The organism is Bartonella sp. AD328YNZD (assembly GCF_042196425.1).
The window spans coordinates 1-16,925 of record NZ_JBHIQG010000025.1 but is presented as its reverse complement, the minus strand read 5'-3'; the positions used below and the strand labels follow the sequence as shown (position 1 = coordinate 16,925).

Sequence of the window (16,925 nt, the reverse complement as noted above, 5' to 3'; positions counted from 1 at the left end):
TGAGCCCTGTATCTTTTCTGGCTGTTTTCTTACGGATATATCTTTGTTTGATAACGGCTCAGATACTGAAGAACCATCTCTACTTGATATTTCCGGTTCAATAACACGTCCTGAGCCACCCATCATATTATAATTCAAATGAGAAATAGCCCACCATGTACCCCCAATAATAATAAAAACACAAATAGCAGCAAACCATAACGCATTTAAATTCCACTTGGCATCTGGACCAGAACTCAAGTGTAAAAAGAAAACAATTTGTACTACAATCTGAATAATCGCCATCCCAATAAGATATGCAACTTTTGTACTGACTGCCCAACTTTCCATCATTCCATACATCACAGGAATAAAAGAACCCAAGGTGAAAAATACAGCCAGAATAAAACCGACCAAATAGGAACCAGTACTGGGACCATGTGTTTCATTTTGCATGCTCATCACAACGCTCCTAATAGATAAACCATGGTGAAAACACCAACCCATACAATATCAAGTAAATGCCAAAAAATGGAAAGGCACGCTAAACGTGTTTTATTATCCTGATCCAAACCATTACGACGAAGATGACAAAACATCACGACCATCCAAAGAAGACCAACACTCACGTGAAGACCATGGGTGCCAACCAAAGCAAAAAATGCTGACCAATAAGCAGAAAGTATCTCCCGTCCAAAAAGCTGTAAACCTGTTGCAGGATCAATACCCGCATAAGCATTTGGATCGAAATAAAAAACCTCACTCAAAAGTTCATGAAATTCGTAAAGTTCCATACCAATGAAGCAACACCCCAATACAAAGGTAATAGCCATCCATAAACGCACACCACTGATGTTATTTTTATGTGCTTGTACCATTGCAAAGCCATAAGTGACGGATGAAAACAACAAGAAAGCAGTCTCAACCAAAACAAACTTTAAATCTATAAACTCACTGCCCGCTTTACCACCACCATAAGAAGCAGAAAAAACAGCAAAACTTGAAAACAGTGTCGAAAACAGGATTAAGTCTGAAAGAATATAAACCCAAAAACCAAACGTCATTACCGAGCTACTATCGTGGTGAAGTTCATCTATAGTACTCGCGTTATTCATTGTTACAGCACTCATACTGTCACTCCTTGTTCTTTAAGAACAGCCGTAAAGGCATCTTCAGTTTTTTGCACTTCTTCAGCTGGAATATAGTAACCATGATGATCACCTGTTAATGAATGACACACAAGCGTTGCAATAAAACCAATCAGTCCAACAGCAGCAAGCCACCAAATATGCCAAACAAGTGCAAAACCAACAACTAATAAGAAGAATCCCGCAATAATTCCAGCCGATGTATTCGACGGCATATGAATTTTTGTGAATCCACTTGTCGGACGTTGATAACCACTTTTCTTCATATTCCAATAAGCATCATCAGACTGTATCTTTGGAAGGAGGGCAAAATTGTAGGCAGGAGGCGGTGAAGAGGTAAACCATTCAAGTGTACGTGCATCACCCCAAGAATCATTCAACGTTACCGGTAGGTGACCTTTATGCTTAATACCATACCAAATCGCCAAAACAACCTGTAACACAAAACAAAGGATACCAAGCAAGATAATAAAAGCACCTAGAGCAGCAATAATAAACATCGGCTGCCAACTAGGTTCCATGTAATGCTGGAGACGACGTGTTGCACCCATTAAACCAAGCGCATAAACAGGGAAAAACGCAAGGTAAAAACCAATAAACCAACACCAGAAAGATGCAATACCTAGTATGCGATTTGGTTTATAACCAAAAGCTTTTGGAAACCAAAAAGCAAGCCCTGCTAAATAAGCGAAAACCACACCTCCAATAATTGTATGATGGAAATGCGCTATCAAAAAGAGCGAATTATGAAACTGCCAATCTGCAGGAACAATAGATAATAAAACACCAGTTAACCCACCACCAACAAACGTAAAGATCATTCCCATGCACCAAAGCATTGGAGGCTCAAAGCGAATCCGACCTTTATACATCGTGAGCAGCCAATTAAAGACTTTTACACCTGTTGGAACTGCGATGATCATCGTAGCAATACTAAAGAAGGTATTTACAGCTTCACCACCACCCATTGTAAAGAAATGATGTCCCCAAACAAGAAGCGAAAGAATCAAAATAACCACCATGGCCCATATCATGGAAGTATAACCAAAGAGGCGTTTTGAAGAAAAAGTTGAGACAACTTCAGACACAATGCCAAAAGCAGGAACAACCAAAACATACACTTCAGGGTGACCAAAAACCCAAACATAATTAATCCACACCATTGGATTTCCACCACCAACGTTAGTAAAGAAATTCATGTTCAAATAACGATCACATGCCAAGAGCGCAAAAGCAACAGTTAAGACAGGATAAATAACTACAATAAGAACATTACTGACAAAAGCGCTCCAACAAAAAATAGGCATTTTCATCATTGTCATTCCAGGAGCACGCATTTTAATCATCGTTGCAATAAAATTCACTGATCCCATTGTTGTTGCAATACCAGAAAGCTGAAGAGACCATAAATAATAATCTACCCCTGTATCTGGACTCGTTTGTAATTCTGTAAAAGGTGGATACATCAACCAACCACCACGACCAAAATTACCAACACCTAGGGATATATTAATCAAAATCGCCCCAGCTGCCGTAATCCAAAAACCCAGATTATTTGCAAAGGGAAAAGCAACATCACGCGCACCAATTTGAAGCGGTATAAGATAATTAAAAAGACCAAATAAAATAGGCGTAGCCATGAAAAAAATCATGATCGTACCATGCGCCGAAAAAATTTGATCAAAATGCTCAGGAGGTAAATAACCTGCTGTTTCACTCCCAAGAGCTAAAGCTTGATGCGTTCGCATCATAAGTGCATCCGCAAAACCGCGAACAAGCATAATAATTCCAAGAACTATATACATTATGCCTATGCGCTTATGGTCAACAGTTGTAATCCAATTTCGCCATAAAATTCCCCACCACCCAAGCGCTGTCAGAGCAACGACAGCAATTAAACCAACCAAAACAATCGCAATACATGTATACAAAACGATCGGTTCATGTGCAAGCGCATGAAAAGCACCTGCCGTAGGATCTGTAAGTCTTCCAAACATTTCTCAACCCATTTCAAATGAAATTTAAGTTTAAAAGAAACCTTATATTAAAAATATTAAAAGGGCTCTTTCTCTATTGACCCTTTAAATAACATCAGGATCAAATACTGAACACAGTGCACCCCATAGCGTCTGAGCAGCAGCACGTTTCATTAAATCTTCATTACACACCGTATTTTCATCGACACATCGATTAACAACACGATAGTAAAGCCGCTTCTCAACAGGTGCAAAATAACGAACTTCAGCATCTTTTTCCTTCGCAGCAATATCACCCATACGAGGCGCAATAGAAAGTTGACGATAAGATGTACGATCAAGTACTCGACCATTAGCCCGAGCTTTTACAATCCAATCCTCAAAATCCCGCGAAGACACAGAATGCCACTTAAACCGCATACCCGAAAAACCATCACCACTGTAATTTGCTGAGGTCCCTTTGAATACCCCTTGTTCTTCAGCGACCAAATGCAACTTAGCATTCATCTGCGGCATAGCGTAAAGAACCGTACCCAATTTGGGAACCCAAAAGGCATTGACAGAATTCTCTGACGTCAATTGCAATAAAACTTGACGTCCTTCAGGCGCGTAAATTTCATTAATCGATGCAACACCATATTCAGGATAAATAAAAAGCCACTTCCAATCAAGAGCTACAGCATCAATCTGCAATGGCTTTCCTTCACCCACCACCTCTACTGGAAGGGGATTTGTAGGCTCAAGCTTATAGGTATAATAAGTTGTTAATGAACCTAAAACCATTATGATTACAATGGGAATACTCCACATCAACGCTTCAATTTTATTTGAATGCGCCCAATCAGGAGAATAGTCCGCTTTCACATTCGATGCACGATATTTTATAGCTAAAAATACCACACTCACCATTACTGGAATGACAACGCAAAGCATAACAGCCACACAAACAACAATCAAAATTAACTGTTGACGTGCAACATAACCTGATGGCTGTATAACATCAATTTTACAACCAGACAAAAGCAGTGCTCCCCCTAAAATCACAAGCATCTCTAATTGTCTAACAAAGCTTTTCATCTTCATTTACCCCCGTCATACGCACTAAAAATTGTCATAATATAACACCTTAATATTGTACAGATTTGAAAATAATTATCAAGTGAATTCAATGCCAATACTACTCTTATCCAACGTTTGCTCTTTACCTATCACAATTTAATTATTTTGCTTAATTGTTTTGCAATATACTCAAGTGCAAACCGATATCCATCACCTCCACACCCGGTTATGATAGCGTCTACACCTGCAGATGTATAAGAATGGTGACGAAAAGCTTCACGCTGATAAATATGAGATAAATGAACTTCTACTTTCGGCCCTGAAAACATTTTTAGGGCATCGAGAAGTGCAACAGATGTATGACTGTAAGCCGCTGGGTTAATGATCAATCCAGAACTTGTCTCTATTGCTTCTTGTATCCATGCTACTAATTGCCCTTCACAGTTACTTTGATAAAAATTTATTATGATATCATTTTTTTTTGCCCATTCTCTGCATCTTTTTTCAATACCTTCTAGAGTTTCAGTTCCATAAATTCCTGGCTCACGTTGACCTAGAAAATTTAAATTAGGACCATTTAAAATCGTTATTATCTCTGACATAGCAAGCCTTTTCTTTCAGAGTCATCACTTATTAGAAAGATATTTAGCATGTTTTTTACAGCAATAAAGCTCCATTCTTAATCTCAAAAAATTCTGCGCGTCCTTTTAAGGCATCAAATAAAACACGATCTGTTCCTGTCATGAATGTTTGCACAGCTAAATCATCAAGAATATCAAATAAAGCAGCACGTCGATGCGAATCAAGATGAGCAGCCATTTCATCAAGAAGAAGAATGGGAGCCCTTTCCGACATCATACCTGTTAGACGTGCATGACATAAAACTAAACCTGTCAGCAGCGCTTTTTGTTCACCTGTTGAACAAGATGTTGCTGCTATATTCTTATCAGCATAAAAAACCTGCAAATCTGCACGATGTGGTCCTTCTAACGTCCGACCAGCAGCACGATCCATTGCGCGATTATGCCGTAATTGATCACAAAATTGTTCTTCAACTTCAGTTGCTGATATTTCACTAAGAGCTGTTTCTAAAAAACCATCAATTTGCAAAAAAGCTCGTGGAAAAGGTATATGAGACGGCATTTGTGTAAACATGTCATTTAAAAGCCGAATAACATCAACACGCGCCGCAGAAATAGCTGTCGCCAATTCTGCCATTTGCTTTTCTAAAGCATCAAACCAAGCACAATCTTCATTTCCATCCAAAAATAAGCGATTACGTGCACGCATAGCTCTATCATAATCGGCTATGCGACGCCTATGCAAGGGATCAATCGCTAAAACCATACGATCCAAAAAACTACGGCGCTCAAGTGAAGGACCTGTAAAAAGACCATCCATGGACGGTGTTAGGACACTAATATGACAATAATCTGTTAGGCAATCACCTGGTTCATTCACACCATTAATATGGACCTTTCGACTGTTATCGCTAACCTCCAAAGCTGTACCAATCTTTACTTCACCATAAAGAGCACATTCAAGACGTGCAAATACAACGAATCCTTCACCTCCGCCCTCTACAAAGCTAACATCAGAATAAGCAGCACGTCGCAAACCACGACCAGGAGAAAGAAAAGATAACGCCTCTAAAAGATTCGTCTTACCAGCACCGTTATGGCCAGTAAAAACCACATGCTGACCCGAAAAATGAATATTAAAAAAAGAATAATTGCGATAACGTAAAAGCTTCAGCTGCCTCACTGCCACTTTGTGCACACGACTCGCCATGCATTGCAAAACAATTGCCCCTAAACGCGAATAGGCATCAGCACATAGAGCACATCTGCATCATCATTATCACGAATCAGAGCCGGTGCTCCAGCCTCAGCCAACATAAAAACCATCTCATTGCTTGAAAGCTGCCCAGCGATATCCAAAAGATAACGTGAATTAAACCCTATCTCAAGCGGTTCAGATGTGTAAGTTACTGATAATTGATCTTCTGCACTGCCCGAATCAGGACTATTAACGATAAGCTTTAACTGTCCATGCTCAATCGTTAACTTAACTGCACGCCCCCGATCACTTGAAATCGTTGAAACACGATCAACTGCAGAAGAAAAACCCTGCCTATTAACAATTAATTCTTTATCATTTCCAAGAGGGATGACGCGCTGATAATCTGGAAATGTTCCATCAATTAACTTTGATGTAAAAATAACAGAACCCACAGAAAAACGAATCTTTGTCTCTGAAAGCTCTATACATACATCACCATCATTTTCTTCTGAAAGAAGTTTCTGCAACTCTCCTACAGTTTTACGGGGAACAATAACACCGGGCATTCCCTCAACTCCTGAAGGAGCTTCCATCTCAACTTGTGCCAAACGATGACCATCCGTTGCAACCAAACGCAGTTTCAAAACACCATCATTAACAACATGGAAGTAAATACCATTAAGATAATAACGGGTTTCTTCAGTAGAAATAGCAAATTGTGTACAATCAAGTAAACGCCTTAACCCTGATGCCGATAGAGAAAAGCGATAACCAAACTGCCCAGGAAGTGACTCTGGAAAATCTACCTTCGGAAGACATTGAAGCTGAAAATGTGCACAACCCGAAACAACAGATATTGTACTTGCTTGATTTTCATCAACGGATAATACAACTTCACTGCCATCACTCAGTTTCCGAATAATATCATAAAGCAAATGTGCTGGAACAGTTATTGCTCCAGCTTGTTCAACATTTACCGTAAAAGATTCTGTAACCTCTAAATCAATATCTGTTGCCTTTAACTGCACACGACCATTTTCTGCATCAATCAGCACATTCGATAAAATAGGAACAGTATTACGGCGCTCTACCACACGATGAACACGACCTAGAGACTTGAGAAATTGACTGCGATCAACTGTAATGCGCATAAAAGCCTCGTATGATTTACCAAAAACTATAAGAATTCTTTAGAATTAAAACGACAGATCCTCTTTAAAGAATCGCCTAATAGAGTTTATTAAACCTCTCTTAAAATGACAAGCCACTACTGCATAAGAAAAAACAAATCCTTTTATTAAATCCTTTAAAGTTTCTCCAAAGAAAGAAACGATAAACATTATACAGCCTGTTCTCCAATCAACCGCTTAAGCAATTCAAGTTCCTTAGCTAAGGTCTGATCACCACAAACCAAATCTTCAATTTTACGCACAGCGTGTAAAACTGTTGTATGATCACGCCCACCAAAACGGCGTCCAATTTCTGGTAATGAGCGAGGAGTTAATACTTTTGCTAAATACATCGCAACTTGCCGTGGCTTCACAACCGTACGTGTTCGGCGATTAGACAACAAGTCCTGTTTAGAAACATTATAATGGCGCGCTACCGTACGCTGAATTTCTTCAATCCGAATTCGCTTAGGTTCTCCAGGACGTGTCAAGTGACCTAATAACTCATCAATCCGTTCTAAAGATAAATTAGACTCAAAAGATTGACGAAATAACAACTGATTAAATGCTCCTTCAATATCACGTCCCGACCCTAAAACCGTTTTGGCAATATATTCCAAGATATCATCAGAGATTGATATCATGCCATCATCTTGTTGTGCCACCTTTAACCGCTGGCGCAACATTTGTAAACGCATTTCATAATCTGGTGCTTCAATTTCAAGTGCGACTCCTCCTTGAAGACGAGATCGAACGCGAAGATCAAGCGATTCTAATTCTGCTGGTGGACGATCTGCAGCGACAACAACTTGTTTTGCACTATCAAGCAACATATTAAGCAAATGGCAAAACTCATGTTGTATCGACTTTCCCTGCAAAAACTGCATATCATCAATAATCAAAAGGTCGATATCGCGAAGCTGTTCTTTAAAAGAAAGAGCATCATTATCACGAATAGCTGTTGCAAAACGCCACATAAAGTATTCAGCAGTTAAATAAATAACACGTGCAGATGTTAAACGCTTCAATGCAGAAGCCGCAATCGCTTGAAGCAAATGTGTTTTTCCCAAACCAACAGATGCGTGAATAAAAAGAGGATTAAAACGCAAAGCGCTTTTATGCCCCTCCGCAATTGAACGTGCAGCCGCTAAAGCAACACGATTAGAAGCCCCCTCAACAAAACTTTCAAAAGTATAGCGAGAATCAAGTGGAGATCCAAAAACCCCCGTTTGAGAATTCTTAACTGAATGCTCTGCACAACTCTCAACAAAAGATGAAGCCGCCTGCTCCTCTAGCACAACAGGAGGAACACTTCTTTTACAAACGACATCTCTTGAAACGCGTTCCATACCACGAACAATAACTTCAACACGAATAATTGCTGAATTCTCTTGTTTCCATAAATGAGTCAAAAGAGAACCATAGTGATTATTAATCCATGAACGTAAAAAAGCAGTAGGAACAGAAAGCTTTACAAGAGTATGACTATATTCAGCAAGCTTCACACGTCCAAACCAACTGGTATAAGCCTCAACACCAACCTGCACCTTTAACTGCGCCATAACACGGACAAAAGCCGCCGCACTTTCCTCCTCTGAAACAATAGAATGCCCTATAGAAGCATTTCTACAAACGTTCTCATCACTTTCCGTCATCCTATTCTTTATTATGTTCTCTGCCGACAGGATATTTACCGAAACCCTTTTAAAGGAACTAGCTTTAGAGTTCAATTTATCCACCATCTTCCATCCTGATAAAAATAAAATTTTGTCCTGCCAAACAACTAAAATAAATCTAGCGAAGGCAAAACGCCCTACCCCAAATAAGATTACTCACCCTCCCCTAGGATAGCCTCATCACAACCCCACTAACAAAGATGACCAATAAGATTTATTTGCACTCATGATATGACCCACCCTTCTAAAATGGTAAACATATCCATTAAGAAAACTAAAAAACCGCCAGAAACCTCTCCAACACAAAAGTTTCGAAAAACCTAAATCAAAACATCTTGTATTCAACAAAATACAGAATAATGCGCTGATGTGACCCCTTCATGCTTCTTAGTCTTCATAAGAACCATACAAAACAGCAGAGGTAAAATGCAAGAGGTCAAAATAAAATCAAAAAACCCGAAAAAAATGCTTATATTAATGAGGACTGAAAAAAATATTGATTCAATTCATTTTTTTTCTCTAAATTTACCAATAATTAAAGAATCTCTTCAGATTTAAAAAAAAAAATAAAATGCTTGACAAAAAAGACTCTGTACAAATCCACAAAGCTTGTGGATAACCATACCTCCCCCTATAAACTTTCTCTCCTTTTTCAAGTGGAGAATCATTATCGATTCTTATTTTCAATAGAAACCTTTTGAAATAATAAACAAAAAGCCAGCACCCTCATGGATACTGGCTTTGTTCTCAATTAAAGGAAAAAAAGCTTAAACGCTGAGAGCCTTCAAGCGTTTAGCTAAACGTGATACTTTCCTCGCAGCAGCATTTTTATGAAAAACCCCTTTAGAAACTGCACGCATAATTTCAGGCTCAAAATTCTTAAATGCAATCTCTGCAGATGCTTTATCGCCACCCGCTAAAGCATCATCAAACTTACGTATAAAAGTACGAACGCGTGAACGGCGGGCCTTATTAACCTGTGTGCGCGCCGCAACCTTGCGCACCGCTTTTCGAGCAGAAGGTGTATTCGCCATAAATATAATCTCTCTTTCAACACCTTGGTAAAATGAGTCCTAATAACAACTCTACCAATATAAATAAATCCAACCCAAGCAAAACTATAAAGCTGCCTATAACTGTGTGGCTTATAGCGCAATCCCAAAGCTAACGTCAATTAGATTTTCAAAGATAGTCATAAAAAAACGAAGCTAAACTCTTTGATCCGCAACTTTATAGCTTAATAATAGATATTTCTTAACAAACAAAAGAATTTAAACGGCTAACTTACGTAAGACATATTGCAAAATTCCACCATGATGCAAATAATCTAGCTCATCTTCAGTATCAACACGGCACAATAATGGAACGGTTTTTACCGTACCATCAGAAAAAGTAATTTTCGCTACAGTCTTTTGACGAGGTTTCAAGTTATGAATCCCTTCAATTGTCACCTTTTCATCTCCCTTTAAGCCTAAAGATTTCCAACTTAGCCCCTCCTCAAAGACAAAAGGGACAATGCCCATACCAACAAGATTAGAGCGATGTATCCTTTCAAAAGACTGCACAATCACTGCTTTGACACCAAGAAGATTGGTCCCTTTGGCAGCCCAATCGCGTGATGATCCATTGCCATATTCAATACCTGCAAAAACAACGAGCGGAACACCTTCTTGTTTATACGCCATTGCTGCATCGTAAATGGTTTGTTCTACCGCTGACGGATAATGAACCGTATAACCTCCTTCTCGACCATTTTCCCCTAACATGAAATTACGAATGCGAATATTGGCAAAGGTCCCACGCACCATAACTTCATGATTCCCACGACGCGTTCCATACTGATTAAAATCAGCCACTTTAACACCATGATCCATTAAATATTTCCCAGCAGGAGAAGCTGCCTTAATAGAACCAGCAGGAGAAATATGATCCGTCGTGATTTTATCACCAAATAAACCTAAAATCTGTGCATCCTTAATATCTGGTAAGACATCAGGAGCTTTCTGCATAGCATCGAAATAAGGTGGATTGCGTACATAGGTGGATTGCTCATCCCAAGAATAGGTAGAACCTGTAGGAATCCGAACTTTTTGCCAATTTTCATCTCCCTTAAAGACATCTGCATACTTTTCAGCAAAAACTTTACGCGTAACATTTTCTTCGATAAATTCCTGTATTTCTTGAGAAGTTGGCCAAATATCTCTTAAGTAAATCGGTTGACCATCTGAATCTTCACCAAGAGGTTCCTTGGTTAAATCTTTACACACTGTCCCAATGAGCGCATGTGCAACAACTAACGGTGGTGAAGCTAAATAATTCGCTTGCACATCAGGAGAAACGCGCCCTTCAAAATTACGATTTCCTGAAAGAACCGCAGCTGCAATGATACCATTGTCATTAATCGTTTTGGAAATAGCTGGATGCAAAGGGCCAGAATTTCCAATACATGTTGTGCACCCAAATCCTACTAAGTTAAATCCTAACGCATCTAAATCTTTTTGCAGACCTGAATTTTGAAGGTAGGCTTCAACGACTTGTGAACCAGGTGCAAGAGAAGTTTTTACCCATGGTTTACTTTTGAGACCTTTTGCTACAGCATTTCGTGCCAAAAGACCTGCTGCAATGAGAACACTTGGATTTGATGTATTCGTACAAGAAGTAATCGCAGCAATCACCACATCACCGTGACTCAGCGTATATTCTTCACCTTCGACCTGATAGCGCTCACCTTGTCCAGAAGTTTTTTTATAGTCTTCGACCAATGCCTTCTCAAAACCCTGCCCAACATTTTCCAATGCAATACGTCCTTCAGGACGTTTAGGACCAGCCATAGAAGGGACAACGGTTCCCATATCTAATTCAATTGTATCACTAAAAATGGGATGAGCCACCATTTCATCATGCCACATCCCTTGTGCTTTGGTATAAGCCTCCACTAAGGCAATCCGATCTTCATCACGCCCTGTCATATTGAGATAACGCACTGTCTCCTTATCAATTGGGAAAAAACCACACGTTGCTCCATATTCAGGAGCCATATTCCCAATCGTTGCCCGATCAGCAAGCGTCATATGCTCCAAACCAGGACCAAAAAACTCAACAAATTTACCAACAACACCCTTTTGGCGTAACACTTGGGTCACCGTCAACACGAGATCGGTGGCGGTTACACCTTCTTTAAGTTTCCCTGTTAGACGAAAACCAATCACTTCAGGTAACAACATAGAAACAGGTTGGCCTAACATTGCTGCTTCTGCTTCAATACCACCAACCCCCCAACCTAAGACCCCTAAACCATTTACCATAGTCGTATGCGAATCAGTTCCCACACAGGTGTCAGGATAAACCGTCTCACATCCCTCTTCCTTCTTCGTCCACACGCATTGTGCTAAATATTCTAGGTTAACCTGATGACAAATCCCTGTTCCTGGAGGAACAACACGAAAATTTTGAAAAGCTTGCTGCCCCCATTTAAGGAAACGATAGCGCTCACCATTGCGATCATATTCATGCTCAACGTTTTCCTTAAAAGCCATGGAATTGCCAAAAGCATCAACAATAACTGAGTGATCAATGACGAGATCAACGGGAATGAGAGGATTGATTTTTTCAGCGTTACCGCCAAGTTTAACCATAGCATCACGCATTGCAGAAAGATCAACAACTGCTGGAACACCTGTAAAATCCTGCATAAGAACACGTGCAGGACGGTAGGCAATTTCTGCCCCGGCACTTCCTTTGTCACTTAACCACTTAGCAACATTGAGGATATCCTCTTTTTTAACCGTGCGACCATCTTCAAATCGCAATAAATTTTCGAGAATAACTTTCATCGAAAACGGTAAACGAGAAACACCTTCAAGTCCGTTCTTCTCCGCTTCGATCAAGCTATAATAAGTATATTCTTTGCCACCAACATTTAATACTCTGCGACAATTAAAGCTATCAATTTGAGTCATGACTGTCCACCCTCATACTATAACCACCCAATTTCCAGGAATGAACAACACAAACTACGAGTCAAGGTCGCAGCTTGAGCGCAGACGCAATTACCTCCGCTATCCATTTCCCCCTCCACCCGCTCATAGGCAAATGCGGAAATCAGCGCCAGAAACCATTTTACACCAGATATTGATGTAAGGTACCCCTTATAGAACTATTTCTAGAACTATTCTAGGTACAATTGCATAAAAAATGTGTTTTTTATTCTATAATGCACTAAAGAATATGAAAATAAAAACAAAATAGGCAATCACATGGTGTTATCAGGCAAAGATCTAGCTGCTTACAGAAACGAGGAAATTCTGTTTCAAGGTCTTTCTTTTTGTTTATTTTCACAGCAACTTATGACAATCACCGGTCCTAATGGTATCGGAAAGTCTACATTACTCCGAATCATTGTCGGTCTTCTTGAAGCTGCTGAAGGTCATATAATCCTTAAAGACCATAATCAAACATACCCTGTTGCAACTGCCTGTCATTACCTTGGTCCTCAAAACGCTATGAAACCTCTTTTATCTGTCATTGATAATTTGCAATTTTGGGCAGAATTTTATGGTCAACATTTACGCTTTGTGCATGAAGCCCTTGCCGATATTGGTCTTTCTGATCTTGAACATTTACCCTTTAACACTCTGTCAACTGGACAACAAAGACGTGTCGCTATTGCCCGTCTTTTACTCTCCTATCGTCCTATTTGGATTTTGGATGAACCAATATCTGGTCTCGATAACCATGCTCAGAAACTCCTTGCCCGTATTTTCCAGCGTCATCTCAATCAAGGTGGTATGATTATCGCCGCGACTCATAATTCCCTAGGTATTCCAGAAAACCATACCATCGCTCTGGAAAAATTTTTACCTCTCTAGGAGAGAATAAAGAGAATAAAATGAAAGCACTGTTCTGGCGTGATCTTAAACTATTATTAGCGCTACAAGCTACTTCACTAACAGGATTATTGTTTTTCATCGCTGTTGTTGTCATAACCCCCTTTGCCATTGGACCAGATCCCAAAACTCTTGCACAAATAGGACCGGGTATATTGTGGTTTGGAGCCCTTCTTGCAGGGCTCCTCAATCTGAACAAACTTTTCCAAATCGATCGCGATGATGGTAATCTCGACCAATTTATCCTTTCAGAACAAAGACAAAGTTTTACACTAATTGTCTTTACCAAATGTCTTGCCCATTGGGTAGGAACAATGCTTCCTCTTATTTTTGCTACACCTATTTTAGCCCTCATGCTTCATTTAGATGTAGTAATAACTTTTACAACAATACTTACCCTTTTATGCGGAACACCAGCTATTATTTTTATTGGTGCTATAGGCGCTGCACTCGCAACCTCATTGTTGCACAGTACTTTGCTTATTTTTATCATTATCTTGCCGTGGATCATTCCAATTATGATTTTTGGTGTTTCCGCTGCTACAGCCCCAATAAACCCAAATACCTCTTTTCTCACTTCCCTAGCTCTTCTCAGCGCTTTTTCACTTCTTTTGAGTCTCTTTAGCTCTTTTGTTGCTGCGATAACGCTTAAACTTTTATCAGAATAATAAAAGTTGATTGCCGCATAGCAAAACTCTGCCTATTATGAATTTTATGAATGAAATAATGCGCACATATAAAATGAGATCACTCCCTATAAGTTTTACCCATTTCATGAAAATAAGCAAAATGATTTTGCCTTGGTTAGCCAGCATAACATTGTGTTTTCTTATCTTTGGATTGATTCTTGTGATGCATTCCCCTGATGACTATCAACAAGGGATTACTGTTAAGATTATGTACCTTCATGTACCCTTTGCGTGGTTGTCTACATTCTGTTATATAACGATGAGTGCCGCGGCATTAGGAAATTTGATTTGGAAATATCATCTTGCTGATGTGGCACTCAAATGTGGGGCGCCCATTGGAGCAATTTTCACCGTCTTGGCTCTTATGACAGGAGCACTTTGGGGACGACCTACATGGGGAACATGGTGGGTCTGGGATGCTCGGTTAACATCAGTTTTAATTCTGCTTTTTATCTATCTTGCTATTATCCTGCTTGGACGAGCTTTCGACAACCCAATAAAAGCCGCGCGCGCTACTGCAATTCTTACACTTGTTGGATTTGTTAATATCCCTATTATTAAATTTTCTGTTAATTGGTGGAATACATTGCATCAACCCGCATCATTGTTACGCGCTGGAGGACCAACAATCGACAATGCTATGTTATGGCCCCTTATAACAATGCTCTTTTGTTTCATCTTTATGTTTATTACGCTCTATTTGATGGCTATGCGAAATGAAATCAATCATCGTTATATCCAAATACTTCAGATAAAAAAATCCCGTCGTGCACAACAATAGGCGCTTCATTATGCTCGACCTAAATGGCATCCACAGCGGACTTTTAGGAAATCTATCTCAGAAAATTGATTTTTTCCTGAGCACCCTTAAACACGAGCAAATTGTTGTTTTAAGCTATGTGCTTTCTGCAATATCCCTCTTATGTCTTATTGGATATATTCTTTGCAAAGCCCTCTACCAAAAAAAAATTCTCCAACAGCTAAACAAAAAAGAGCTGTCACAAAAAGATAAAGTATAATGAAAAACATCCCTCCAAAACTTAAAAAAAATATATCTTTGCCTGTTCTGCTTGTTTTTTTTGGACCATTTGTGCTTTTTCTTCTTCTCATGATGTTTTTTTTCAACTTTATGGATAAAAAACACCTTCAAGATTCTTCTCTTCTCCCAAACGCATTAGCTGAAAAACCTGCTCCCAATATTTATCTTCCTCTTCTTGATAAAGAAAGTTATCTCAATTCAAAACAGTTTAAAGGACGTGTCACATTGGTCAATTTTTGGGGTTCTTGGTGTTTACCCTGTCGCGAAGAGCATCCTCTTCTTATGAAAATTGCACAAGATAAACGTTTTGATCTAATTGGCATTAATTATAAAGATAACAAAGCAAATGCCCTGCGCTTTTTAAACAGTTTTGGTAATCCTTTTAAATTTATTGGCTTTGATGATTCAGGATATACAGCTATTGACTGGGGGGTGTATGGACCACCAGAAACCTTTCTCTTGAATAAAGAGAGTATTATTATTGCCAAACATGTTGGTCCCTTAACATGGCAAATTTATCAAAAAAAAATTCTACCAAAAATTGAACAAGCGATTATGACAGAAGAAAAATAATGGAGGTTTGTAAAAACATAACGTTTTATCATGCTATGTATTGCTATTTTATTTATACGGCCACTTATTCTTCTTAGAAAAATTTGACAAGAGTATTATCATTGTTGATTCAAAAACATATGTAAAGAAATATCTGTAGAACAAACCTCCAAAATATGACAAAAATTTTAAGTAGTTTTCATTTTTCCTTAGCGATTAAATATCTGTTTGGGAGCTTTAGTTTTGATTATTTGGACAAAACAATATTGCTATAGAACCATCGTTAGCTTAGTGACAGCAACAAACTATTGTTTTCAAAATCATATAGTATTTTTTCTCCGCTTTTTTATCTGAAATACACATTGTTATGAGGGGACTTCACCACTATTCTCATCTTTATAAAATAATAAATCTGCTTTTTTGCAGCGTCATTGTTATATTTATTCCCATTACACTTATCTGTTCGTAATAGACTCCATAAAGCCTATATTGAATCTATACATTCTTATTCTCTCGATAATTTCCCTTATGATTATAACTAATAAGCTTTATTGAGTCTTAATAAGATAAATTCGAGTAAGAAAATATGACTACAATCAAAAAGTCTCATTTAACAGAGAAGATAAGTTATGAGTACATAATCAATTTATCAATGAACATTATAAAAGAATTCATTGTAAGAAATAAACTTTTGAGATGTAAAAAGTACAAAAGAAGCTTTTTCGAGAAGAGGAAATATATTTTACAGAGAACTCTTTTTTAAGCACTCTATGACATAATTACTGATTTCAACAGAAAGATCACTCGTATACACTAAAAAAACTCTAAAACAAGAAATATTCTAGAAGTTCATATGAGCTTATGCGTAAACTTTTATGACGCAAATAAAATAGGCTTTTGTTGCAATCATCATTTTTTATGAAAAATATTTGATTATGTTTTTTCTTCTAGAAATTCTTGCGGTGTAAAA

At 38.6% G+C, this 16,925-nt stretch carries 13 protein-coding genes and 2 pseudogenes; 5 read left to right on the top strand and 10 right to left on the bottom strand.

The genetic code is table 11. The features are described from left to right. From cyoD to acnA, 10 genes are all read right to left on the bottom strand, one after another. Positions 1-441, bottom strand: a 441-nt coding sequence (gene cyoD, locus ACFIO3_RS02495; protein WP_375704076.1) for a cytochrome o ubiquinol oxidase subunit IV, incomplete at its 3' end; no start/stop codon positions are given. Next, the gene (locus tag ACFIO3_RS02490; RefSeq protein ID WP_375606191.1) at positions 441-1,109 is read right to left on the bottom strand and encodes a cytochrome (ubi)quinol oxidase subunit III; all 669 of its coding nucleotides are present in this window, start codon (positions 1,107-1,109) and stop codon (positions 441-443) included. The genes cyoD and ACFIO3_RS02490, both read right to left, overlap by 1 nt. Continuing rightward, complete coding sequence (cyoB, locus tag ACFIO3_RS02485; protein ID WP_375607850.1) at positions 1,106-3,124, bottom strand: cytochrome o ubiquinol oxidase subunit I; 2,019 nt, start codon at positions 3,122-3,124, stop codon at positions 1,106-1,108. The genes ACFIO3_RS02490 and cyoB overlap by 4 nt, the downstream gene beginning before the upstream one ends. Before the next feature lie 84 nt (positions 3,125-3,208). Next, the gene (cyoA, locus tag ACFIO3_RS02480; protein ID WP_375606229.1) at positions 3,209-4,180 is read right to left on the bottom strand and encodes a ubiquinol oxidase subunit II; all 972 of its coding nucleotides are present in this window, start codon (positions 4,178-4,180) and stop codon (positions 3,209-3,211) included. Positions 4,181-4,311: 131 nt separating this feature from the next. Beyond that, a complete protein-coding gene (aroQ, locus tag ACFIO3_RS02475; RefSeq protein ID WP_375704075.1) occupies positions 4,312-4,764 on the bottom strand; it encodes a type II 3-dehydroquinate dehydratase in 453 nt (150 codons plus the stop codon). 55 nt (positions 4,765-4,819) lie between these two features. Then, complete coding sequence (recF, locus tag ACFIO3_RS02470; RefSeq protein WP_375607852.1) at positions 4,820-5,953, bottom strand: DNA replication/repair protein RecF; 1,134 nt, start codon at positions 5,951-5,953, stop codon at positions 4,820-4,822. Between the two features lie 20 nt (positions 5,954-5,973). Further along, positions 5,974-7,095 carry a DNA polymerase III subunit beta gene (gene dnaN, locus ACFIO3_RS02465; RefSeq protein ID WP_375608947.1) on the bottom strand — a complete coding sequence of 374 codons (1,122 nt, stop codon included), beginning with the start codon at positions 7,093-7,095 and terminating at the stop codon, positions 5,974-5,976. Positions 7,096-7,283: 188 nt separating this feature from the next. Then, the gene (gene dnaA / locus ACFIO3_RS02460; protein ID WP_375614899.1) at positions 7,284-8,855 is read right to left on the bottom strand and encodes a chromosomal replication initiator protein DnaA; all 1,572 of its coding nucleotides are present in this window, start codon (positions 8,853-8,855) and stop codon (positions 7,284-7,286) included. A 701-nt stretch (positions 8,856-9,556) separates the two neighbouring features. Beyond that, positions 9,557-9,823 (bottom strand): 30S ribosomal protein S20, encoded by a 267-nt coding sequence (gene rpsT / locus ACFIO3_RS02455; RefSeq protein ID WP_273790272.1) that lies wholly within the window; start codon positions 9,821-9,823, stop codon positions 9,557-9,559. A gap of 237 nt (positions 9,824-10,060) precedes the next feature. Next, positions 10,061-12,748: an aconitate hydratase AcnA gene (gene acnA / locus ACFIO3_RS02450; RefSeq protein ID WP_375614900.1), complete on the bottom strand. Its 2,688-nt coding sequence runs from the start codon at positions 12,746-12,748 to the stop codon at positions 10,061-10,063. A 297-nt stretch (positions 12,749-13,045) separates the two neighbouring features. On the opposite strand from acnA, the gene ccmA reads away from it, so the two are divergent. The 5 genes and pseudogenes from ccmA to ACFIO3_RS02425 all read left to right on the top strand — a co-directional run bounded on the left by ccmA (position 13,046) and on the right by ACFIO3_RS02425 (position 15,976). After that, on the top strand, positions 13,046-13,657 hold the full coding sequence (gene ccmA / locus ACFIO3_RS02445; protein ID WP_375606185.1) for a heme ABC exporter ATP-binding protein CcmA: 612 nt from the start codon (positions 13,046-13,048) through the stop codon (positions 13,655-13,657). A gap of 20 nt (positions 13,658-13,677) precedes the next feature. After that, positions 13,678-14,343, top strand: coding sequence for a heme exporter protein CcmB (gene ccmB, locus ACFIO3_RS02440; RefSeq protein ID WP_375606184.1), 666 nt, complete (start codon positions 13,678-13,680; stop codon positions 14,341-14,343). A 46-nt stretch (positions 14,344-14,389) separates the two neighbouring features. After that, positions 14,390-15,168 (top strand): annotated as a pseudogene (locus ACFIO3_RS02435) (heme ABC transporter permease). Then, positions 15,156-15,408: pseudogene (locus ACFIO3_RS02430) on the top strand (hypothetical protein). The pseudogenes ACFIO3_RS02435 and ACFIO3_RS02430 overlap by 13 nt, the downstream one beginning before the upstream one ends. Beyond that, a complete protein-coding gene (locus ACFIO3_RS02425; RefSeq protein WP_375606183.1) occupies positions 15,383-15,976 on the top strand; it encodes a DsbE family thiol:disulfide interchange protein in 594 nt (197 codons plus the stop codon). Before ACFIO3_RS02430 ends, ACFIO3_RS02425 begins: the two are co-directional and overlap by 26 nt. Positions 15,977-16,925: the final 949 nt, after the last annotated feature.